Origin of the sequence: Mycolicibacterium nivoides (genome assembly GCF_003855255.1) — a bacterium.
GTDB classification, from domain to species: Bacteria; Actinomycetota; Actinomycetes; order Mycobacteriales; family Mycobacteriaceae; genus Mycobacterium; species Mycobacterium nivoides.
The window spans coordinates 3,960,772-3,981,858 of the sequence record NZ_CP034072.1 but is presented as its reverse complement, the minus strand read 5'-3'; the positions used below and the strand labels follow the sequence as shown (position 1 = coordinate 3,981,858).

Below are 21,087 nucleotides of genomic sequence, written 5' to 3'. Positions count from 1 at the left end.
CGGCCGGGTGACCGCGCTGTGGGACCGGCTGCCTCGACCGCTGGACCCATTCGCATCGTTCAAGGTCAAGACCGGCCTGCTGGTGGGCGGGGCGATCCTGCTGGCCTCGTTCACCTTCTGGGTCGGCGCCAGCTGGCAGTTCCGGTACGCGTTGCTTGCCGCACTTGCCACTTCGTTGATCTTGACGCAGTTCCTGGCGCACGGGATGACCTCGCCGCTGCGGCAGATGACGGCGGCAGCACGCGCGATGGCCCGCGGCGACTACAGCATCCGGGTGCGCGCCACCTCCCGAGACGAAATCGGTCAATTGGCAGCCGCATTCAATCAAATGGCGGCGGATCTCGAGGCTGCCGACGAGTACCGGCGCGGCCTGATCGGCAATGTGTCCCACGAATTGCGCACGCCCATCACGGCACTACAGGCGGTGTTGGAGAACGTGGTGGACGGTGTGGTCGAGCCCGACGCCCAGACCATGCGGATCGCGCTGTCTCAGACTGAGCGCCTCGGTGAGCTGGTGAGCAACCTACTCGATCTGTCCCGTATCGAAGGCGGGGCGATTCCGTTGCAGATCAGTCGGTTCGACGTCGGCGAGTTTTTGCGCGACGCCGTCGAACACGTCGCTGTGTCGGCGAGCGACATACCGGTCGTCATCAGGGTGACCCCGCCCGACTTGAAGGCCGTCGCCGACCCGGCACGGCTACGGCAGGTGGTGGTCAATCTGGTGGACAACGCAATTCGGCACAGTCCGACCGGCGGCCGGGTGATGGTCCTGGCTACTCGTCAGCTGTCGGGCCTGCGGCTCGAAGTGGTGGATCAGGGCCCGGGTATCGCGGCCGTCGAGCGTGAGCGCGTCTTCGAGCGGTTCACCCGCGGTGCGACCTCTGACGGTGGCACGGGCCTGGGGCTGGCGATCGCGCGGTGGGCAGTCGAATTGCACGGCGGGGTAATCGAAGTGATGGACACCGGGGCGGGATGCCGGATCAAGGTCGGTATTCCCGAATCGACGACGGGGGAGGGGTTGCCATGACGACTGTGGTTCCAGGAGTTCCTGAAGCTCCACGATATCCGGGACAACCGGCGATACCACCGCTGATCGGTCCGGCGCTGCCGAGCTCGGGCGAGCCCGGGTGGACGGTGTGGCCACGGCGGGTATGGCCGATCGAGCCGCTGTCGTCGGCGCCACGCCGACCGCTGATCCTCGCCGTCGCCGCCGGTTTGGTGGGGACGGCGGTGTGGCGGCCATCCGTGCTCAGCATCGGCTACCTCGTGGTCGGGATCATGGTTTTCGGCGTGGTGTTCGGCACTGCCGAGCGTCGACCGACCCGCACGGAGTGGGCCGGGATGGCGTTGACCATGGCGTTGTTGGCGGTACCCGCGCTGCTGGCGGCAGATTGGCTGGGTGTGCTGTGCATCATGGCGGCCTGGATCGTCGGCTGGTGCACGCTTTTCGGCGGGCGGACCTGGACCGCGGTGTTCAGCGCGCCGTTTCTGGCGTGGGCCCTGCCGGCCCGGGTGAGCGGGTGGGTGCGACGTGGATTGCCGAGCCGGGTGGGTGTCGCCAACCCGGGCCGCGTCGCCGTCGTCATCGGTCTCACCGTGCTGCTGGCTTTCGTGTTCGGCGCGTTGTTCGCTTCGGCGGACGCGGCTTTCGCGCATCTGGTCGGCAACCTGGTACCGACCTTCGATGGCGTCGACGCCGTCGCGCGGGTTGTGGTTTTCGGGATCGTGGCGTCCTTCGTCCTCGGCGGTGCCTACCTGACCCGATTCCCGCCGCGGCTCGATGTCCTGGCGCCCGCGCCGATGAAGGCGGTGCCTCGCTGGGAGTGGGCGCTGCCGCTGGGCGTGCTCGACGCGCTGTTCCTGGCGTTCGTGGTGGTGCAGGCCGCGGTGCTGTTCGGCGGTCACACCCATGTGCTGGAAACCGAAGGGCTGACCTACGCCGAATATGCCCGGCAGGGCTTCTGGCAGCTGCTGTGGGTCTCGGCGCTGACCCTGCTGGTTCTCGGCGTGGTGATCAGGGTGGCGGGCCGGGCCGACGCGGCCGACCGTCGCCTGCTGCGGGTGCTGGTCGGAATACTCTGCGCCACATCGGTTGTCGTGGTGATCTCGGCCATTCACCGGATGTGGCTGTACCAGCAGGCATACGGCTTCAGCACTGATCGGCTGATGGTGGTGACGATCGAGCTGTGGCTGGGTGTGGTGTTCCTGCTCGTCGCCGCGACGGGGGTGCGGATGTCGGGCCGGTGGCTGCCGCATGCGGTGCTGGTCGCCGGTGTGGTGGCGCTGCTGGGGTTGGCGGCGCTGAATCCCGAGCGGCTCGTGGCCGATCGAAACATCGACCGGTTCCAACAGAACGGTCAGCTCGACGCCGAATACCTGTCCCGGCTGTCGTCGGACATCGACCCGGCGCTGCACCGGTTGCCCGAGCACCTCCGTGCCTGCGTGCGATCCGATGGCTCGGACAGTGACCCCTGGTACCTGTTCAATCTCTCGCGGTCGCGAGCCGACCGTCCGGTGGTGACCGATCTGCCGGAGTACTGCTCGGTGTACTGGTCGTACGACTACCGGTAAGTGCGCCAGAATCGCGCAGATTCAAAGACTGTCAACCTCGCCGTCGCCGGTCGAAGGTATTCCCGTGCGGCTTGTTACGGGTACGTAAAACCCGATGTGGCCGCTGATCGCTGCGCCACAAGCAGACTCGCGAAAGGGAAGACAGTGACCGCAATCGCCGTCAACGGATCATCTCGAACCACCCCACTCGATCCGGTCGCGCTCGACCCCGAAGCACTGGGTTATCCGGCCGACAACCGGGCGGCCATCCCGCCGCTGGCCAAGCAGTGGGAGGGGCTTGATTTCCGCGAGATCCTCTCCCGGCCGGCCGCTTTTCTGTCGATCAGCCAATCCAACTCGCTGTACAAGCCGGGTGGGGTTCAGTACGCGGAGGGGCACGCGTTCCGCGGCAGCCTGGAAGCGACCGTCAAGGCGGCCAAAGCCGCACGCTCGGCGCCGAACTTCGTCTCGTTCAACTGGATCGGGTTCTCGGTGTTCCGCGACGACTACCCCAAGACGGACTTCGACAAGGCGCAGTACGACGGGTGGACCGGACACATCGATGCCACGCCCGAGCAGATCGCTTGGGACAACGAGCTGGTGGACGAACTACGTGAGTTGGTGGAACCCGGCGACAACGAGCTGTACGAGAAGGCGCTGCAGACGGCCTTCGTCGGCACGGACCTGCCCGGTGCGTTGAGCCGGCAACGAGTGGAGGTGTTGGTGCTCACCGGGATCCATCTCGACTGGTGTGTGGAAGGCAATGCCCGCGCGGCGCGCGACCACGGCCTGTTGCCCATCGTGATCGGTGACGCGACAGGTGCGGCCCATCCGGACCAGGAGCGTGCGGCGTTCGAACGGATCAACAACTTCTTCGCGCCGGTCATCACCTCGGACCAGTTCGTGGATTGGGTCGGCCGCTGATGGGAAACATCGGACTGCTTCTCGTCGGCGTGGTGCTGTTCGTCAACGGGCTGGTCTCGATAGGGATCGTCGAACCCCGGGGAGCCGCGCCGCTGAACCTCTTCGTCGGAACCGCCCAGGTTGTCCTGCCCACCCTGGTGCTGGTCCAGGCTGGAGGCGATCTGGGCATCGTCAACGCGACCTGGCCGAGTTACCTGTTCGGATTCACCTACCTGTGGTTCGGCTTCATCCAGATCTTCGACATCGATACGCGGGGATTCGGTTGGTACAGCTCGTTCGTGGCAGCGGTCGCGGCTTACTACGCGATCAAGAGTGTCGGGACCGATCCGGTTTTCGCCGTCATCTGGGCGTCATGGGCCATCATGTGGTCGCTTTTCTTCGTGCTGCTGGGGCTCGGGGTGACGAAAGCCGGCCGGATTGACCTGGGCCACTTCACCGGATGGTTCTTGGTACTGCTGGGAGTCCCGACCTGCACCGTGCCGGCCATCCTGTTGCTGAACGGGGTGTGGCCGACGTCGGTGGCGGCTGGTTCGGTGGCCTTGGTGGTGCTGTTGGCCGCCACCGCCCTGTCCGTGGCGTTGTCCAGACGTGCCGCCGCAGGGCTTCCTGAGGTCTCGGTCGTCGGGAGCGTGCCCCAGCCCGCTTAACCCTGGGTGACAGGTCAGCGAGTGGGTGTCTCGGAGTGCCGTTGCAGGAAGGATGTCTCGACGCGCAGTACGTTTTCGTGATCGAGCCCGCCGGCGTAGACGTCGTAGTGTCCGCCGCGGCTGCGGTACAGCTCGCCCAGGGGTGCGTTCGTCGCGGCGGCCAGCGCCGGTCCGGTGGGAGCCATGGTGTCGTGCTCGGCCACGACCATGAGCAGAGGGCATCGGGCGTTCCGGGCGTGTTTCACCGGTCGGTGCAGTGTCACGTCCAGTAGTGACCGGGCGGTGATCTCGTTGGACCAGGAGCCGTTGCCGGGATCGAGTCGGGCCATGCCGACCATCGCATCGTCGGTTGCGATCACCCCGAGCTGTCCCGGCGGGACGCTGATCGGCAGATAGCGCGGGGGCCGGCCGAATACAGATCCGGCCAGATCCGCCAGCGCGTGTGCGGTCAGGCGCAGCCCTCGGGCCACGGGGATGTTGGTCAGCCCGGCGAGGCCGTCCACCAGCGGGCATTGGGCAATGGCGCCGGCCAGACCGGGCTCGCTGGCGGCCAACTCGACGATGTGCATGCCGGCAAACGAGGTTCCCCACACGAACATTCGCGAAGCGTCGAATTCGTCCCGGGTCCGTGCCCATGTCAGCGCGCTGCGGTAGTCCTCGAGCTGGCGACGGATGGAGAGGAATTGCCTTGGCCGGCCGGTGGATTCGCCCCAGTGGCGGTAGTCGAACACGACGGCTGCGAATCCATTGCTCGCGAATCTTTGCGCGAACGGTGCCAATCCGCCGGCCTTGATACCTCCGATGCCGTGCGCCATCACCACAACCGGAACCGGCCCTGGCCGGTCGGGCAGGTACACCCAGGCATCAAGCTGGTCGTCTGTGCCGGCCGGGATGCGAATCTCACGGCGGACGAGCGCGTCGCCCGTCATCACGATGTCACCGTGCCCGGCGCGATGATCTGTGCTCCCGCGTCGCGAGCCAAGTCGGCACCGAACAGTGCCCCCGGAGTGAAGGCTCCGGGACGACCCTGACCGTCGCTCAACCGGGCGACGGTATGAGCGGCGACCTTGGCGGTGAAGCCGTAGCCCTCACCGGTCCGCAGCCAGGCCTCGCGATGTGTCCCGTCGGGCCACTCCAGCCGGGCATACGCCCAGGAGGTGTCGCCGGATTTCGCCGGTGGAGTCAGACGGGCCCGCTCGACCAGGCGCTGCACCCCGGCCCGGATCGGCCGTACGGCCAGCAGCGCCGACATCATCGGTAGGGCCGCGCGTGCCAGTCGCCCGCTGGGCACTTCGCTGGACAGGGCCACCACGTCACCGGCGCCCGAAGCGCGGTGAGCCGCTTCCAGTTCACCGGTAGGGACCGCGAGGGCCTGGATTGCGGGCAGGTCCGGCAACGGAATCCACGCGTGGTCGGCACCCAGGCGCGTCCGCAGCAGCTGCCCGTCGCGGTAGCGGCGGCCGCCGAATGCGACCGCATCGATCACGCTCGAGAGCACGGCTGAACCCAACCCGTCGACGACGGGCATTGCGGCGACGGTTGCGCGTGATGCCGAGGGTCGACCGCCGGCCAACTCGATCACGAGAGCCTCGGTGGCGAGCACTCCGAAGCCCGCCCCGGTGACCAGCGTGACCCCCGCGCTACGCGCGTCGGCATCCATGTTCAGCACCGCCTGCACGGGCGGTAGCTCGTTGGCCAGGTCCACGTAGTGGCTCCCAGCTGTCACGCATGCTCGCGCCAGCGGCGCGGTCGTCTCGCCGAACGGGCCGATGGTGTTCACGACCACCGTCGGCTTTTCGGCTGCGATCAGGGTGGCCAACTCGGACGGCCCAGGCGCCAGGACCGTGCGGTTCTGGTCTCCCAATGACGCGGCCGCGGTGGCCAGCCGGTCGCGGTCACGGCCGACGAGCACCACATCGGCCCTGGTGCCGATCAGTTCAGCGGCGATTGCCCGACCACCCTTGCCGGTCGCGCCGAGTACCCAGATTGTCTCCATAATTTTTACGGTACAGTGTGTGTCGTAAATCGGTCAACGCTATGTTCCCAATGAGCACATGTCAGGGATTCGAGGTCGCCCGCGCGACACTGCCTTGGACACCGCCATCGCGGATGCGACTGAGGCGGTGTTGCTTTCGCATGGCTACTCGGCGGTGAACATTGATCGGATAGCCAAGCTGGCCGGCACGACCCGCGCGGCGATCTACCGTCGGGCCAAGACCCCGGGAGAGCTCGTCATAGCGCTGCTGATCAGCCGTTTCGGGATCGACCCCGCCCCGGACAGCGGCAATCTCCGCGAAGACCTGCGGCTGGTGCAGGAACTCCAGCGTGACTTCTTCGTCGACCCGATGGTTCAGGCCGCACTGGCGGGCGCGCTGGGGGATATGCGAGACGACGCCGCACTCGGCGAGGCGTTCTATGAACGCTTCATGGAGCCGCGTCGCCGCTCGGTGGCCGCAATGCTCACCCGCGCCGCCGACCGCGGCGAGATTCCGCCGCCATCGCACCCGGAGGTCATCTCCGACCTCTTGACCGGGCCGCTGGTGCTTCGCGCAGTGCTACCGGCCATCGGGTCGATCGACGACGCGATCGTGAACGCCACCATCGAGGCCGCGCTGACGGCGTGCGGTTACGGCGTTCCGCGGGCGGGCAGTTGCTGAAGATGGGAATTAGCTGTCACTGGCCTATGGCATGGCTGTCATCCGCTGGTAGTGGATCAAATATGGTGCAGGGCAATATCTTCCAATGCCAGGCATAGTTCGCGCACAGGCTTTCCATAGTGTGCTGACTGTGATGGTTCCGTTGCGGTGACGAGATCGTCGTGCGCCAAAGTTACTGCGGTGCAGGAGATGTCAAACAACATCCGCGCACGGAAAGGAATGAGAATGAAGTCGCATCCGCGCCGCCTGATCGGCGGAGTCGCAATCCTCGGTGGAATGTCGCTGGCCGCATTGGGATTCAGTGGGGTGGCCAATGCCGCTCCGCCCCCGCCGCCCGGACCGGGCCCGGCCCCGGCCCCGTGTGCACCGCTGCAGCCGTGCCCGCCTCCGGGCCCCGGCGCTCCCGCGCCCGCTCCGGGTCATCCGGGCGGTCCCGGCCCCCGCTAGCAAAACTGCGGGTGCGGCGCGTACGACTGCGCGCCGCACCCTCGGGGCCGTCTAGTCCGGGATGATCGCGGGAAGCGTTATGGCGAAGGATGTTTCGCCCGGAACGCTCCGAACCTCGATCGTACCGTCGTGGGCATTGACGAGTGCCCGCACGATGGCCAGGCCCAGGCCCGTGCTGCCTGCGCGCCGGGACCGGGACGAGTCGCCGCGGGCGAAACGTTCGAATATCTCCGGCTGTTGATCCTTCGGGATACCCGGCCCGGTGTCGGTCACCTTCAAGACCACCTGATCGTTTCCGTTCCGGCGCAGGGCGGTGTTCACCCGGGTCCCCGGGGGCGTGTGCACCCGGGCATTCGTCAGCAGGTTCGCCAGCATCTGGTGCAGCCGGAGCCGGTCTCCGGCGACCAGGACCGGTTCGTCGGGCACGTTGACCGACCACCGATGGACGGGCCCCGCGATGTGTGCGTCGCTGACGGCGTCTACGGCGAGCTCGGACAGATCGACGGGTTCGTAGTCGAGCGGGCGTCCGGAATCCATCCGCGCCAACAACAGCATGTCTTCGACCAGTTGCGTCATCCGTTTGGATTCGGCGTCGACGCGTTCGATCGCATGGGCCAGGTCGTCCGGACAGCCGGCAAGTCTGCGGCGGGCCAGTTCCGTGTAGCCCCGGATGGAGGCCAGTGGGGTGCGCAGTTCGTGGCTGGCGTCGGCGACGAACTGTCGTACCCGAGTCTCGCTGGCATGCCGCACCGCAAGCGCGTCGGCGATGCGGTCGAGCATCTGGTTGAAAGCCGAACCCAGTTGGCCCACTTCGGTGCGGGCACTGTCCGGATCGACGGGAACAAGGGGCGTGGGCAGGTCGACCTCACCGCGGTCGAGTTCGAGCTGAGTGACTCTGTGGGCGGCGGCAGCGACCCGTGACAGCGGTGCGAACTGGCGTCGGATGATCACGATCCCGGCAGCAGTGGCCAGGATCAACGCGGTTGCCGCGACGGCACTGAAGAAGCCCAGCGTCGACAACAGGGTGTTGGTGACACCGGCCATCGGCAGACCCGCGACGACTGTCTGCCCGTCCTCGGCGGCGACACTGACGAGTTTGTAGTCGCCGAGTCCGTCCAGATCGATGCGGACCAGAGTTTGTTTCCCGATCCCGGACAGTTGCTCGAACGCCTTGGGCGAGAGCTCCCGTCGATCTCCGTCGGGGGCGATGATGGCCGCCTCGGAGGTGTGGCCGTCGGAAACCACAGCCCCGACGGTGCCGACCGACTGACCCGGGCCGTCGAGGAACATCGGCCCGGGGCCTTCGAACCGCACGAACGGTGGCGGTCCGAAGTTGTAGAACACCACCGACCGTGATCCGGCGTCGAACACCTGGTGCTCCAGCTGTTCGGTCAGGAAGTGGTTCATCGCCAGCAGCGTGCCGGCGCCGATGCCGACGCACACGAACGTGAGCAGCCCGGCCAGGACCAGCAGCAAGCGGGCTTGCAGTGACCACGTCCGGGGGCGTCGCAGCCGGACCGGCGAGCGTGATTCAGCGAGGCGGTTTGAGGACATATCCGGACCCGCGGAGCGTGTGGATCATCGGTGTGCGGCCGGCGTCGATCTTCCGGCGCAGGTAGGAGATGTACAGCTCGATGACATTGGAGCGCCCGTCGAAATCGTAGTTCCAGACATGGCTGAGGATCTGTGCCTTGGTCAGCACCCGTCTGGAGTTGTGCATCAGGTACCGGAGCAGCTCGAATTCGGTTGCTGTCAAAGTGATTTCGTCTCCGCCTCGGAAGACCTCGTGACTGTCCTCGTCCAGCACCAGATCGCCGACGACGATTTTCGATGCCCCGGTGTCCTCGGAGACACCGGTACGGCGCATGAGCGCGCGCAACCGCAGCACGAGTTCCTCGACGCTGAAAGGCTTGGTGACGTAGTCGTCGCCGCCGGCGGCGAGCCCGGCGATGCGGTCTTCCAGTGACTCCTTGGCGGTCAGTAGGAGCAGCGGCAGTCCGGGGCGCGTGTCGCGGAGCTTCCGGAGTACTTCGAGTCCATCGATGTCCGGCAGCATGATGTCCAGGACGACGACGTCGGGCGGGTTCTCGTGGGCGCGGCGAATCGCCGACGATCCATCGGCCGCGATCGAGACCTGCCAACCCTCGTAGCGCAACGCCATGGACACCAACTCGGCCAGCCCGGGTTCGTCATCGACGACGAGCACCTGGATCGGGCTGCCGTCGGCGCGCGTCATCACGGCCCGCGCATTGGCGGGCATCGATTGTTCAACGGGGGCGTCCTCGGAACTGGGCACCGGCAGATTCTCTTCAGTCGCGTTATGCGTCGACTGTGGTGATTCTGTGGCACACCTATGAAGTAGCTGCAGGAGAAAGTGAGGCAGATCTCGCGTGGCGATTCATAGCTGGGGGATAGGGAGAGCAAAGCGGCCGCATATTGCGTCTCGAGACGATTAGCCTGCCGCCCAACGAATTGCCCCGGCGGCGATGTGTATGCGTATCGACGATGAGAGGAAGTGAATTGTGCGAACGACGAAGCGTCGGGCCGCCGCCGGTTCGGCCCTGTTAGCCCTGTCGCTGTTCGGTGCAGCGACCATCGGCTCTGCGGTTGCAGCGGCAGCGCCGCCTCCGCCTTGTCCGCCCGGAGCGCCCTGCGGCCCGGGTGGGCCCGGTGGACCGGGATTCGGACCGGGACCGGGTGGTCCAGGTGGGCCGGGGTTCGGTCCGGGGCCGGGTGGCCCCGGACTGCCGCCGCCTCCGGGGCGGGGTCCCTGCCCGCCGTTCGTGCCCTGCTGATCGAGAACGAATTGAGCCCGGCACAGCCTCTGCTGTGCCGGGCTCAAGTCTGGTTAAGGGACGCGGGCCTCACTTGAGCGCCGGGGTGCCGGACCTGCCAGGCGACGCGGGCAGTACCAAACCTGGTGACTTCCACGTAGCAATGCGACAAACCGCCCCGAATATGACCTAGCAAGCGCTTGGTTGCTATGCTGTGACGATGGCGCCGGATACGCCCAGCCAACCGGCAAGCAGACGCGACGAGCTTCTGGACCTTGCCGCGACGATGTTTGCCGAACGCGGCCTGAAGGCGACGACAGTCCGCGATATCGCTGACTCCGCAGGAATCCTGTCGGGCAGCCTCTACCACCACTTCAAGTCCAAAGAGCAGATGGTCGAGGAAGTGCTCAAGGACTTCCTCGACTGGCTGTTCGCGCGATACCAGGAGATCCTCGACCGCGAGACCACCCCGCTGGGCCGGCTCACCGGACTGTTCATGACGTCCTTCGAGGCGATCGAGCACCGGCATGCGCAGGTGGTGATCTACCAGGATGAGGCCAAGCGGCTCTCATCGATCCCGCAGTTCGACTTCGTCGACGAGCGCAACCGCGAACAGCGCAAGATGTGGGTGGACATCCTGCAGCAGGGTATCTCCGACGGCTCGTTCCGTCAGGACATCGACGTCGACCTGGTGTACCGGTTCATCCGCGACACCACCTGGGTTTCGGTCCGCTGGTACCAGCCGGGCGGACCGCTTTCGGCCGAAGAGGTCGGCCGGCAATACCTCGCCATCGTCCTCGGCGGAATCACCGCCGCCCGTTAGGTCAAAGGAGACTAGTAATGGCTTCAACAACCCAGGCATATGTCGTCGATGCGGTGCGTACGCCGGTAGGTAAGAAGAACGGCTCGCTGGCCGAGGTGCACCCGATCGACCTCGGCGTGCACGCGTTCCGCGCCATCTTCGACCGCGTCGACGTCGACCCGGGCGCCGTTGACGACGTCATCGTCGGCTGCGTCGACGCCATCGGCGGGCAGGCCGGCAACATCGGCCGCCTGACCTGGCTGGCCGCCGGTTACCCCGAGTCCGTCCCCGGCGTCACCGTCGACCGGCAGTGCGGTTCCAGCCAGCAGGCCATCTCCTTCGGCGCCCAGGCCATCATGTCGGGCACGGCCGACCTCATCCTGGCCGGCGGCATGCAGAACATGAGCTGGGTGCCGATCTCCTCGGCCATGGTGGTCGGCAAGGAGTTCGGGTTCACCTCGCCCACAAACGAATCCAAGAACTGGCTGCACCGCTACGGAGATCAGGAGATCTCGCAGTTCCGTGGTTCGGAAATGATCGCCGAGAAGTGGGACATCTCCCGCGAGGAGATGGAGGAGTTCGCCTACAACAGCCATCAGCGCGCGTTCGCCGCGATCCGGGCCGGCCACTTCGACAACGAGATCGTCCCGGTCGGCGACTTCGGTGTCGACGAGGGACCGCGCGAATCGACGCTGGAGAAGCTGGCCTCGCTGAAGCCCCTCGTCGAAGGCGGCCGGCTGACGGCTGCGCTGGCCAGCCAGATCTCCGATGGTGCGGCGGCGGTGCTGCTGGCCTCTGAGGAAGCGGTCAACAAGTACAACCTGAAGCCCCGCGCCCGGATCCACCACATCAGCGCGCGCGGCGACGATCCGGTGATGATGCTGACCGGCCCGATCCCGGCCACCCAGTACGCACTGGAGAAGACCGGCCTGTCGATCGACGACATCGACACCGTCGAGATCAACGAGGCCTTCGCGCCGGTCGTGCTGGCGTGGCTCAAGGAGACCAAGGCCGATCCGGCCAAGGTCAACCCGAGTGGCGGCGCCATCGCCCTGGGCCACCCGCTGGGCGCCACCGGCGCCAAGCTGTTCGCGACCATGCTCAACACCCTCGAGCGCACCGGAGGCCGTTACGGCCTGCAGACCATGTGCGAGGGCGGCGGCACCGCCAACGTCACGATCATCGAGCGCCTCTGATCTGACGGATTTCTTCCGCCGACGGTCCCCCGCAAGCTCCGGCTTGCGGGGGACCGTTGCGTTGGGGGCAGGCCCGTTAGTGTCCAGGACATGAGCGATTCGGGTGACGAGAGTGTCTTGACCGTCGCCGTCGCGCTCGGCGCCAACGTACTCATCGCGGTCGCCAAGACCGCGGTCGCGGGCATCACCGGCTCGGCCTCCATGCTGGCCGAGTCCGCTCACTCCTGGGCGGACACCGGCAACGAGGTGTTCCTGCTGATAGGTACGCGCAAGTCGATGAAGCCGGCTGATGCCGAACATCGGTTGGGGTATGGCCGGGCGGGCTACATCTGGTCGATGTTCGCCGCGTTCGGGTTGTTCACCGTCGGTGCGGTGGTGTCGATCTGGCACGGCATCTCCTCGCTGACCGGGGAGGGCGAGGCGACGTCGTACGGATGGGCGTACGCGGTGCTGGGCATCGCCTTCGTGCTGGAGGGAACGTCGTTCGCGCAAGCCCTGCGCCAGACCCGATCGGGCGCGGTGCGGCGGCGTATCCACCCGCTGCGCTACATCAGGGTGACGTCGAATCCGATGCTGCGCGCGGTGTTCGCCGAAGACCTCTCGGCGCTGATCGGCCTGATGATCGCCGCTGCAGGCATCGCGGTGCATCAGCTCACCGGGAACGCGGTGTGGGATGCCGTCGGGTCGATCCTGGTCGGAGTGCTGCTGGGCGGCGTCGCGCTGTTCCTCATCGGGCGCAACATGGACTTCCTGACCGGGGAGGCGGCCACCCCGCTCGCCCGCAACAATGTGCTGCGGGCGCTGCTCGATCACCCCGACATCGAACGGGTCAGCTATCTGCACATGGAATGGGTTGGGGCGGACCGTATCTACCTGGTGGCTGCGGTCGACCTGACCGGTGACGCCGCCGAATCCAACGTCGCGGCACGGCTCAATGCGATCGCCGACGTACTGCAGACCCGGCCCGAGATCGTGCGCGCGGTACTGACTCTCACCCGTCCCGGCGATCGCACCGAACTACGGCCCGAGCAGCTGCCCGACTGGTACCTCTAGCGCCGTCTTGACCAAGGCGCGGGCCAACACCGATCCCGGCTCGGCGGCGCTGGTGACCAGCGCGACCGTCGCAGTCACCGGCGGGTCGTCCAACGGCACCACCCTCACCCCGTCCGGCGTGCGCAACGTGCGCAGCCAGGTCTGGCCGACGATGCTGGCCCATCGACCGGTGCTGACGTGCGCCATCAGTGAGACCACCGAATCGGCCTCCAACCGCGGCATCGGAGTGAGGCCCTGGCCGGCCAGCACGTCGTCGAGGAGTTGACGGCCGCGCATCCCCTTGTTCAGCAGGCACAGCGGTAGTTGCAGCGCGTCGGCCCAGGTGGTCGGATCCGCTTGGCTCGTCAGCAACTCGCTGCTGGCGATCAGCACCTGGCGCTCCTGGTAGAGCGGTGTGACCAGCAGGCCGGTGGTGTTCTGCCCGTCCGGGTAGATGATGCCCGCGTCGAGCTCGAACCGGCGGAGACGCTCCACGATCCCTGCCGAGCGCTGGCTGCTCTCCAGTTGCACCCGCACCAGCGGATGTTCGGCGCAGAACGGATCGGTGAGCAGTGCCACGGTGCTCGAGGCCGCGGGGATGACGCCGAGCCGCAGCTCTCCGGTGAGGCCCGTCTGCAATGCGGTGACTTCATGGATGAGGGCATCGTGATCGGCCAGGATCCGGCGTGCCCACAACACCAGCCGCTCACCCTCGGGTGTCAGGCCTTCGAAGCTCTGCCCACGACGTACCAGGGGAACCTTGAGCTCGTTCTCCAGTTTGCGGATGGCTTCCGACAATGCCGGCTGCGATACGTAGCACGCGCTCGCGGCGCGGGCGAAATGCTTCTCGCGGGCGAGCGCGACGAAGTATTCGAGCTGGCGGAACAGCATGAGCCATTCGACCACGGACGATAGGCGCGGCTTATCGCATCGTCGGAAACATTCCTTGGACGCGGCCGTTCGCAGGCGCGCAGACTTGACTCATGACAGACCGGGGCACCGAGCAGCGCACCGACGCCGAGGGGCACGACCAACCGGAATTCCACCCCTACCATCACCCCGCGGCCGGATGGGGCGCGGCGAAGAGCGTCACCGGGTTCCTGATCCGCGAGCGCGAGCCCATCGACGGCCCCCGCGCGATCATGAAGATGAACCACGAGGACGGCGGCTTCGACTGTCCGGGCTGCGCCTGGCCCGACGACATGAAGGGCCTCAAACTCGACATCTGCGAGAACGGCATCAAACACGTCACGTGGGAGATGACGCACAAGCGCTGCGGTCCGGAATTCTTCGCCCGGCACACCGTCTCCGAACTGGCGACCTGGAGCGATTTCGCCCTCGAAGACCAGGGCCGGCTGACCGAACCGATGATCTACAACTCCGGGACCGATCACTACGAACCGATCAGCTGGCGCGACGCGTTCGATGTGGTCGGCCGGGCACTGGCGGATCTGGACGACCCGAACCAGGCGGCGTTCTACACGTCGGGCCGGCTGGGCAACGAGGCCACGTTCCTGTACCAGCTGATGGCCCGCGAGCTCGGCACCAACAATCTGCCGGACTGCTCCAACATGTGCCACGAGGCGAGCGGGCGGGCGCTGCAGGCAGCGCTGGGAACGGGCAAGGGCACCGTCGACCTCGAGGACTGGGAGACCGCCGACGCGCTGTTCATCATCGGCGTCAACGCCGCCTCCAACGCGCCGCGCATGCTCACCGCGCTGTCCGAGGCCTACCGGCGCGGTGCGCAGGTCGTGCACATCAACCCGCTGGTCGAAGCCGGCGCCACCAAGACCATCATCCCGCACGACTTCCTGCGGATGGCCACCTTCAAGTCCACCAAGACCAGCACGCTGAACCTGCAGCCCCGGATCGGTGGGGACATGGCGCTCATCCGCGGCATCGCCAAAGCCGTTCTGGAACACGCGGAAATCGACCCCAAGGCGCTGGATGCCGAGTTCATCGCCCGCTACACCGCTGGATTCGAGAACTACCGCGCGGTCTGTGTGGCCACCTCATGGGACGAGATCGAATACAAATCCGGTGTGCGCCAGGCCGATATCCGCAAGGCGGCAAAGATCTACTGCGACGCCGACCGCAGCATCATCAGCTGGTGCCTCGGTGTCACCCAGCACGAGCACGGCGTGGACAGCGTGCGGGAGATCGTCAATCTGCTTCTGCTGCGCGGCAATCTGGGCCGCGAAGGAGCCGGGCCGTCACCGGTGCGAGGGCACAGCAATGTGCAGGGCAACCGCACCTGCGGTATCGACCACCGGCCGGCAGGCGCCTTCCTCGACCGGCTCGCCGAGGTGTGCGGTATCGACCCGCCGCGCGAGCACGGAATGGACACCGTGCACACCATCGAGGCCATGCACCGCGACGAGATCAAGGTGTTCGTCGGGATGGGCGGGAACTTCGCCAGTGCCGCCCCGGACACCGCGTACACATTCGCGGGTCTGCAGAAATGCGGTCTCACCGTGCAGGTGAGCACGAAACTCAACCGCAGTCACGTGATCCACGGTCACCGGGCACTGATCCTGCCGTGTCTGGGCCGTACCGAGAAGGATCACCAGAAGGCCGGGGTCCAGTCCACCTCGGTCGAGGATTCGATGAGCATGGTGCACCTCTCGGTCGGGATGAAGAAGCCCGCCTCGCCGCACCTGATGTCGGAACCGGCGATCATCGCCGGGATCGCGCGGGCCGCACTGCCCTCCAGCGGCACGCCGTGGAGCTGGTACGTCGAGGACTACGACCGGATCCGGGACACGATGGCCAAGGTGCTCAACGGTTTCGAGGATTTCAACCGCCGGGTCAGGCTCCCGCTGGGCTTCCGCATCAAGCAGCCGGCGCGGGAACTGATCTTCCTGACCCCGTCCGGCCGGGCCGAGTTCTCGGCGGTCGACCTACCCGACGACAGCACCGCGCCCGGCACGCTGATCCTGGCCACGCTGCGCTCACACGATCAGTGGAACACCACCATCTACTCCGACAACGACCGCTATCGCGGCGTGAAGAACCTGCGCACACTGGTTTTCATGAATGCGCAGGACATGGCCGAGCGTGGGATCAAGGAGCTCGACGACGTCGACATCGTCGCCACCGCGCGCGACGGCAGCACTCGATCGCTACGGCGCTACAAGGCCATCCCGTACGGCATTCCGCGCGGCTGTGCCGCGGGCTACATGCCCGAGATGAACGTGCTGTGCGCGATCGGCGACTACAGCACCCAGAGCGATCAACCCATCATGAAGAACGTCAAGGTGCGTGTGTCCCTGTCGGCGCCCGCCTGATGGCAGCACCATGGCTGCTCTCCCCGGTTACCCGGCTCGGGGGCTCGGTGATCGTCGGCGTACTCGCGGGCCAGATAACCGGAGCGCTGACCGATGCCTCTCTCGGGGTGCTGGTCGGGATCGCCTCCACCGGAGCGGTTTTCGTCGCCGGTGGATGGATTCTGCTGTGGCCCATGGATGCCGGCGCCACCCGAGACCATGCCCGCCAGGAAGCCTTCAACCCGGTGGTCGAGGAACTCGTGATCGTGGCGGCCGCGCTCGGTGCGCTGGTCAGCATCGTGGTCATGCTGGTTCGCGGTGGTTCACACAGCGATCCGAGCGCGGCCACCGCGGCGCTGGCCGGGGTCTTCATGGCGTGGGCGGGTATGCACCTGATGTACGCCGCCCGCTACGCATATCTGTACTACACCCCGAAAGCCGGTGGCATCGACTTCAATTCCGACGAGCTGCCGGCGTTCCGGGATTTCTTCTACTTCAGCTACAACCTCGGCATGACCTATCAGGTGTCGGACACCAGCGTCACCGACACGACCATCCGCGCGGTCACGCTGCGGCACTGCCTGCTGTCGTATCTGTTCGGAACCGTGATCCTCGCAACCACGATCAACCTGGTCGTCGGCATCGTGTCCAGCTGAAACCCGGTCCGGGTAGCAACAGCGCGACCCCGATGGCCGCTGCGACGCCGATGACGGTGTCGATCCCGCGGTAGGCGAGCAGCGCGAGCGGCTCCGCCGGTTCGGCCAGATCGGTCATCAGCATGATCAGCGGGGTGAAGAAGCCCAGGGCGATCGCGTGGTGGTGTGCCATGAACAGTTCGGTCGGGAACAACAGCACCATCACACAGATGGCCAGGATGTACTCGTCGGGATGCGGAACCAGAAGCAGGGCGGCCACCACGAGACCGATGAGTGTGCCCATCAAGCGGTGCGCGCCGCGGCGGACCCGGCCACTGGTATCGGCTGCCGCCAGCGGACCGGTGGCCGCGGCGATCGCCCAGTTGGCGTGGTCCACCCCGAGAAACAGACCTGCGGTGCCTGCCGCGGTGACGGCCGCCGCGTAGCGGGCGGCATGGATCGGCACGCTCTGCACGGGTGTGGTGAAGCTACGTGGTGCGAAGCGGGGTGCCCGAGGTGCATCGAGGGCGCCGAGCGCGATGCACAGTAAAGCCGTTGCGGCGCATATGGACACCGCAGCCACCGGCGAGACCCGCCCGGCCGGCACCGTGGCGACTGCGCCGAGGGCGAACACCCCGTAGAACGGCCCCTCCGGTTTGAGCGCGAGGCGGTCGGTCACCACCGATCCCACCGTCACGAAGACGACTGCGGTGACCACCAGCGCCCAGGGGTGCGCCCGCATGCTCGACAGGGCCACGCCGATGGCGACGCCTGCGATCAGGATGGCCGCCGCCTGCGTCTGATGGACGACACGGCGTTGCCGGGGCTCGGCCCGGCCGTACATCCCGGTGACCGCACCGAACACCGCGTAGATCATCAGGTCCGGGCGTCCCGCGAGAAGCAGGGCCACCCCGGGCACGGCCAGGCCGAGGGCGACGCGCAGCGCGGGACGATGGTCGCCCGGTGGCGGCGTCATCGCGATGCGCACCCGCGCGGACACTCGGACGGTGCGCATGCAATCGAGGTTCCGTCACCGCGATGCGATCGTCAAAGCGGAGTTTCCGACGAGCCGATCGGAGCTGCCTATCGGTGCAGGCCCGGCGTCTTCAGGTGGCTCACACCCAACGGCTGCGCTGGGGCGGTGCCTGCGGCGTCACCCAGGCCTTGGCGTAGCGGTTCTTTCCGGCCCGATGCGGATCGCGGCTGCGGTAGATCACATAGGGGCGGACCAGATAACCGATCGGTGCACTGAACATGTGCACCAGCCGCGTGTAGGGCCAGAAGCCGAGCAGGGCGAGCACTATCAGCACATGCGCCTGGAACGTCCACGGGGATCCAGCCATCAGCTCCGGTGCCGGATGCAAGGTGAACAGGCTGCGGAACCAGGGCGACACGGTTTCGCGGTAGTTGTACGTCGAGAACACGTTGGTCAGGGTGTTCAGCATCCCGGTCGCCAGCGCCCCGACCAGCAGCAGGTACATCACCTTGTCGTTGAGCGTGGTCGCGGTGCGCACCTCTGGGACGGTGACGCGGCGGTACAGCAGGATGCCCACCCCTGCGACCACAGCCAACCCGGCGATCGACCCCAGGCTCACCGACATCAGGTGATAGAAGTGCTCGGAGATGCCGACCGCCGAGGTCCACGACTGGGGGATCAGCAGCCCCCCGACATGCCCGGCGAGCACGCCGAGGATGCCGAAATGGAACAGCGGGCTGCCCAGCCGCAACAGCTTGCTCTCGTAGATCTGCGAAGACCTTGTGGTCCAGCCGAACTGGTCGGCCTTGTAGCGCCAGACGTGCCCGAGGGCGAACGAGGTGAAGGCGATGTACGGCAGGGTCATCCACAGCACGTTGCTCATTGCAGTCTTTCTCTCTTCGCGCAAGCGCTCATCGGCGGGTCCCCGGGCCTACCGGGTCCATCGCGAACGGGTCGAGGCCGACATCCTCGTCAGGCGGACCCTCGGCGGCGAGTTGTGCGATACGGCGGCGGTCGGCGCTGTTCACCGGGGGCAGTGTCGAAAGGACCGCGGCCAGCAGCCCGGCGTAATAGGAATCGTTGTCCTGCAGGGAGAGCCGCAGCAGTTCGAGCACCGGGACATGCTCGGCCAGCAGGCGCTCACCCTGGGCATGATCGACCGTCGCGGCGAACTCCAGCACCATGGGCAGGTAGTCGGGCAGCTCTGAATTCTCCAGGTCGCCTACCTCCAGGCCCGCCTGGCGGTAGGCGTGCTTGAACCGCAGCAGGGCCACACCGCGTTTGCGGGTGTCGCCGTAGGCGTAGTAGGTCAGATGCAGGCTGCTGCGCCGTTGCATATCGAACGTCTCGACGTAGATCGACGCACGCCGCATCGGATCCGTTTCGCCGAACCGCTGCAGGAATTCCGTCAACGGCACCCTCGCCGCATCCGGCAGTTCCGCAGTGGCAGCGGCCAGTTGGCCGACGAGCTCGGCTGTTTCGGCCGTCGGGTAGTCGAGCAGCAGCGCGGTGATGCGCCACACCAGCCGCTGCTGGCGTTCGGACAGGGCAGAACCCGTACCTGTTCTGCGGCCGCGGGTGAGTAGCTTCATGTGGTAGGCAACAACCCGTCTGTGCTCCGGCCGTCCCAGTTGAGCAGGTTGACCCGGGTCGGATCGCCCTGCGGAACAGCATCATTGGTGTGGGTCAGGTGGAACTTGTCCACCATGGTGTCGAAGGCGGTCATTCCGGGCCCTCCGTCGCCGTCCAGGCTGCAGCCGGTGGCCAGTGCGTCGAGGCGGTGGGCATCCGACCCGGCTCCGGTGGGGATGACGTAGCGGTCCTGGTACTTGGCGATCGCCAACAGCCGGTACATCGCCTCGATCTCATCGCCGCTCAGCCGCACCGATTCCGGGATGGTCTCGTCGAACTCCTCACCGAGGTTGGCCGCGCGCATGTAGGACCGCATGGCCGCCAGACGTTGCAGAGCCGCCCGGACCGGGCCGACCTCACCCGCGGTGAACAACTCGGCGAGGTACTCGACCGGGATCCGCAGCGTGTCGATGGCGCCGAACAGGTTGTTCTGGTTCTCACCGTCGTGGCCGGTCTCCTTCAGGATGTCCACCACCGGTGACAGCGGGGGCACGTACCAGACCATCGGCATGGTCCGGTACTCCGGATGCAGGGGCAGGGCCACCTGATAGTCGACGATGAGCCGGTACACCGGTGAATTCTGGGCCGCTTCAATCCATTCGGGTGAGATGCCGGCCCGTTCGGCTTCGGCGACCACGCGTGGGTCGTGCGGGTTGAGGAACACCCCGAGCTGTGACGGGTAGAGGTCCTTGTCGTCGGTGACCGAGGCGGCTTCCAGCACCGCATCCGCGTCATAGAGCATCACGCCGATGTAGCGGAGCCGCCCGACGCAGGTCTCCGAACACACCGTGGGAATACCGACCTCGACGCGCGGATAGCAGAACGTGCACTTCTCGGCCTTGCCGGTCTTGTGGTTGAAGTAGATCTTCTTGTAGGGACACCCGGTGACGCATTGCCGCCAGCCCCGGCACTTGTCCTGATCCACCAGCACGATGCCGTCTTCGGAACGTTTGTAGATGGCGCCGGACGGGCAGGCCGCGGCGCAGGCCGGATTGAGGCAGTGCTCGCAGATCCGCGGCAGGTAGAACATGAACGTCTGCTCGAACTCGAGCTTGACCTGTTCGGACACTTTGGCCAGCAACGGATCCCGACCCACCTGCTCTGGTCCGCCGCCCAGGTCGTCGTCCCAGTTGGCGCCCCAGGTGACCTTGGTGTCCCGGCCGGTGATCAGCGATTTGGGCCGTGCCACCGGCGTGGTGTCCATCGCCGGCGCCGAGAGCAGGTTCTCGTAGTCGTAGGTCCACGGGTCGTAGTAGTCCGACACCGTTGGCAGGTCGGGGTTGGCGAAGATGTTCAGCAACCGCTTGAGGCGGGAGCCGGACTTCAGGGTGAGCTTGCCGCGCTTGTTCAGCGTCCAGCCGCCCTTCCACCGCTCCTGGTCCTGGTATTGCCGTGGATAGCCCTGTCCGGGGCGGGTTTCCACATTGTTGAACCACACGTACTCCACACCGCTGCGGTTGGTCCACGCCTGCTTGCACGTGACGCTGCAGGTGTGGCAGCCGATGCACTTGTCGAGGTTCATCACCATCGCGAGCTGCGCCATGACTCT

General features: G+C 66.5%; 20 protein-coding genes. 11 read left to right on the top strand and 9 right to left on the bottom strand.

The window, feature by feature from the left end; genetic code table 11:
* Positions 1-7 precede the first annotated feature (7 nt).
* The 4 genes from EH231_RS19400 (at position 8) to EH231_RS19385 (ending at position 4,121) form a co-directional block, all read left to right on the top strand.
* The gene (locus tag EH231_RS19400) at positions 8-1,027 is read left to right on the top strand and encodes a HAMP domain-containing sensor histidine kinase (RefSeq protein WP_164481218.1); all 1,020 of its coding nucleotides are present in this window, start codon (positions 8-10) and stop codon (positions 1,025-1,027) included.
* Positions 1,024-2,571: a DUF4153 domain-containing protein gene (locus EH231_RS19395; RefSeq protein WP_124713107.1), complete on the top strand. Its 1,548-nt coding sequence runs from the start codon at positions 1,024-1,026 to the stop codon at positions 2,569-2,571. Before EH231_RS19400 ends, EH231_RS19395 begins: the two co-directional genes overlap by 4 nt.
* Before the next feature lie 144 nt (positions 2,572-2,715).
* Positions 2,716-3,474, top strand: coding sequence for a cysteine hydrolase family protein (locus tag EH231_RS19390; protein ID WP_164480955.1), 759 nt, complete (start codon positions 2,716-2,718; stop codon positions 3,472-3,474).
* A complete protein-coding gene (locus tag EH231_RS19385; protein WP_124713106.1) occupies positions 3,474-4,121 on the top strand; it encodes an AmiS/UreI family transporter in 648 nt (215 codons plus the stop codon). Before EH231_RS19390 ends, EH231_RS19385 begins: the two co-directional genes overlap by 1 nt.
* A gap of 14 nt (positions 4,122-4,135) precedes the next feature.
* On the opposite strand, the gene EH231_RS19380 is transcribed toward EH231_RS19385, so the two are convergent.
* Both EH231_RS19380 and EH231_RS19375 read right to left on the bottom strand, forming a co-directional pair.
* Entirely contained in the window at positions 4,136-5,050 is a 915-nt protein-coding gene (locus EH231_RS19380; protein ID WP_124714329.1) for an alpha/beta hydrolase, read from the bottom strand.
* Complete coding sequence (locus EH231_RS19375) at positions 5,050-6,117, bottom strand: saccharopine dehydrogenase NADP-binding domain-containing protein (protein ID WP_124713105.1); 1,068 nt, start codon at positions 6,115-6,117, stop codon at positions 5,050-5,052. The genes EH231_RS19380 and EH231_RS19375 overlap by 1 nt, the downstream gene beginning before the upstream one ends.
* A 94-nt stretch (positions 6,118-6,211) precedes the next feature.
* On the opposite strand from EH231_RS19375, the gene EH231_RS19370 reads away from it, so the two are divergent.
* Together EH231_RS19370 and EH231_RS19365 are read left to right on the top strand one after the other, a co-directional pair.
* Positions 6,212-6,778, top strand: coding sequence for a TetR/AcrR family transcriptional regulator C-terminal ligand-binding domain-containing protein (locus EH231_RS19370; RefSeq protein WP_124714328.1), 567 nt, complete (start codon positions 6,212-6,214; stop codon positions 6,776-6,778).
* A gap of 225 nt (positions 6,779-7,003) precedes the next feature.
* Positions 7,004-7,225: a hypothetical protein gene (locus EH231_RS19365; RefSeq protein WP_175538015.1), complete on the top strand. Its 222-nt coding sequence runs from the start codon at positions 7,004-7,006 to the stop codon at positions 7,223-7,225.
* A gap of 51 nt (positions 7,226-7,276) precedes the next feature.
* Here the strand turns inward: EH231_RS19365 and EH231_RS19360 are convergent, their stop codons facing one another.
* Both EH231_RS19360 and EH231_RS19355 read right to left on the bottom strand, forming a co-directional pair.
* Positions 7,277-8,779, bottom strand: coding sequence for a sensor histidine kinase (locus EH231_RS19360; protein WP_124713104.1), 1,503 nt, complete (start codon positions 8,777-8,779; stop codon positions 7,277-7,279).
* Entirely contained in the window at positions 8,757-9,461 is a 705-nt protein-coding gene (locus tag EH231_RS19355; protein ID WP_124714327.1) for a response regulator transcription factor, read from the bottom strand. Before EH231_RS19355 ends, EH231_RS19360 begins: the two co-directional genes overlap by 23 nt.
* Before the next feature lie 758 nt (positions 9,462-10,219).
* Between EH231_RS19355 and kstR2 the strand changes: the two genes are divergently transcribed.
* The 3 genes from kstR2 (at position 10,220) to EH231_RS19335 (ending at position 13,050) form a co-directional block, all read left to right on the top strand.
* The gene (gene kstR2 / locus EH231_RS19345; protein ID WP_090430876.1) at positions 10,220-10,822 is read left to right on the top strand and encodes a TetR family transcriptional regulator KstR2; all 603 of its coding nucleotides are present in this window, start codon (positions 10,220-10,222) and stop codon (positions 10,820-10,822) included.
* A gap of 17 nt (positions 10,823-10,839) precedes the next feature.
* Complete coding sequence (gene fadA6 / locus EH231_RS19340; RefSeq protein WP_090430590.1) at positions 10,840-11,997, top strand: steroid 3-ketoacyl-CoA thiolase FadA6; 1,158 nt, start codon at positions 10,840-10,842, stop codon at positions 11,995-11,997.
* Positions 11,998-12,087: 90 nt separating this feature from the next.
* Positions 12,088-13,050 (top strand): cation diffusion facilitator family transporter, encoded by a 963-nt coding sequence (locus EH231_RS19335; protein ID WP_090430592.1) that lies wholly within the window; start codon positions 12,088-12,090, stop codon positions 13,048-13,050.
* On the opposite strand, the gene EH231_RS19330 is transcribed toward EH231_RS19335, so the two are convergent.
* Positions 13,015-13,920 carry a LysR family transcriptional regulator gene (locus EH231_RS19330; protein ID WP_090430879.1) on the bottom strand — a complete coding sequence of 302 codons (906 nt, stop codon included), beginning with the start codon at positions 13,918-13,920 and terminating at the stop codon, positions 13,015-13,017. The two genes, EH231_RS19335 and EH231_RS19330, sit on opposite strands and share 36 nt — an antisense overlap.
* Positions 13,921-14,012: 92 nt before the next feature.
* On the opposite strand from EH231_RS19330, the gene EH231_RS19325 reads away from it, so the two are divergent.
* On the top strand, positions 14,013-16,316 hold the full coding sequence (locus tag EH231_RS19325) for an FdhF/YdeP family oxidoreductase (protein WP_124713103.1): 2,304 nt from the start codon (positions 14,013-14,015) through the stop codon (positions 16,314-16,316).
* Positions 16,316-16,951 carry a DUF1345 domain-containing protein gene (locus EH231_RS19320; protein ID WP_090430596.1) on the top strand — a complete coding sequence of 212 codons (636 nt, stop codon included), beginning with the start codon at positions 16,316-16,318 and terminating at the stop codon, positions 16,949-16,951. Before EH231_RS19325 ends, EH231_RS19320 begins: the two co-directional genes overlap by 1 nt.
* On the opposite strand, the gene EH231_RS19315 is transcribed toward EH231_RS19320, so the two are convergent.
* The 4 genes from EH231_RS19315 to narH form a co-directional block, all read right to left on the bottom strand.
* Positions 16,920-17,945: an FUSC family protein gene (locus EH231_RS19315; protein WP_124713102.1), complete on the bottom strand. Its 1,026-nt coding sequence runs from the start codon at positions 17,943-17,945 to the stop codon at positions 16,920-16,922. The genes EH231_RS19320 and EH231_RS19315 overlap by 32 nt on opposite strands.
* Before the next feature lie 100 nt (positions 17,946-18,045).
* On the bottom strand, positions 18,046-18,789 hold the full coding sequence (narI, locus tag EH231_RS19310) for a respiratory nitrate reductase subunit gamma (protein ID WP_124713101.1): 744 nt from the start codon (positions 18,787-18,789) through the stop codon (positions 18,046-18,048).
* A gap of 28 nt (positions 18,790-18,817) precedes the next feature.
* Positions 18,818-19,498: a nitrate reductase molybdenum cofactor assembly chaperone gene (gene narJ / locus EH231_RS19305; RefSeq protein ID WP_124713100.1), complete on the bottom strand. Its 681-nt coding sequence runs from the start codon at positions 19,496-19,498 to the stop codon at positions 18,818-18,820.
* Entirely contained in the window at positions 19,495-21,081 is a 1,587-nt protein-coding gene (narH, locus tag EH231_RS19300) for a nitrate reductase subunit beta (RefSeq protein WP_124713099.1), read from the bottom strand. The genes narJ and narH overlap by 4 nt, the downstream gene beginning before the upstream one ends.
* Positions 21,082-21,087 lie beyond the last annotated feature (6 nt).

Coding starts and splice junctions, on each gene's coding strand:
- EH231_RS19355 (WP_124714327.1), bottom strand. CDS start 9,461: ATGACGCGCGCCGACGGCAGCCCGATCCAGGTGCTCGTCGTCGATGAC.
- EH231_RS19365 (WP_175538015.1), top strand. CDS start 7,004: ATGAAGTCGCATCCGCGCCGCCTGATCGGCGGAGTCGCAATCCTCGGT.
- EH231_RS19315 (WP_124713102.1), bottom strand. CDS start 17,945: ATGCGCACCGTCCGAGTGTCCGCGCGGGTGCGCATCGCGATGACGCCG.
- EH231_RS19325 (WP_124713103.1), top strand. CDS start 14,013: ATGACAGACCGGGGCACCGAGCAGCGCACCGACGCCGAGGGGCACGAC.
- EH231_RS19360 (WP_124713104.1), bottom strand. CDS start 8,779: ATGTCCTCAAACCGCCTCGCTGAATCACGCTCGCCGGTCCGGCTGCGA.
- narJ (WP_124713100.1), bottom strand. CDS start 19,498: ATGAAGCTACTCACCCGCGGCCGCAGAACAGGTACGGGTTCTGCCCTG.
- kstR2 (WP_090430876.1), top strand. CDS start 10,220: ATGGCGCCGGATACGCCCAGCCAACCGGCAAGCAGACGCGACGAGCTT.
- narH (WP_124713099.1), bottom strand. CDS start 21,081: ATGGCGCAGCTCGCGATGGTGATGAACCTCGACAAGTGCATCGGCTGC.
- EH231_RS19330 (WP_090430879.1), bottom strand. CDS start 13,920: ATGCTGTTCCGCCAGCTCGAATACTTCGTCGCGCTCGCCCGCGAGAAG.
- EH231_RS19395 (WP_124713107.1), top strand. CDS start 1,024: ATGACGACTGTGGTTCCAGGAGTTCCTGAAGCTCCACGATATCCGGGA.
- fadA6 (WP_090430590.1), top strand. CDS start 10,840: ATGGCTTCAACAACCCAGGCATATGTCGTCGATGCGGTGCGTACGCCG.
- EH231_RS19335 (WP_090430592.1), top strand. CDS start 12,088: ATGAGCGATTCGGGTGACGAGAGTGTCTTGACCGTCGCCGTCGCGCTC.
- EH231_RS19380 (WP_124714329.1), bottom strand. CDS start 5,050: ATGACGGGCGACGCGCTCGTCCGCCGTGAGATTCGCATCCCGGCCGGC.
- narI (WP_124713101.1), bottom strand. CDS start 18,789: ATGAGCAACGTGCTGTGGATGACCCTGCCGTACATCGCCTTCACCTCG.
- EH231_RS19385 (WP_124713106.1), top strand. CDS start 3,474: ATGGGAAACATCGGACTGCTTCTCGTCGGCGTGGTGCTGTTCGTCAAC.
- EH231_RS19375 (WP_124713105.1), bottom strand. CDS start 6,117: ATGGAGACAATCTGGGTACTCGGCGCGACCGGCAAGGGTGGTCGGGCA.
- EH231_RS19320 (WP_090430596.1), top strand. CDS start 16,316: ATGGCAGCACCATGGCTGCTCTCCCCGGTTACCCGGCTCGGGGGCTCG.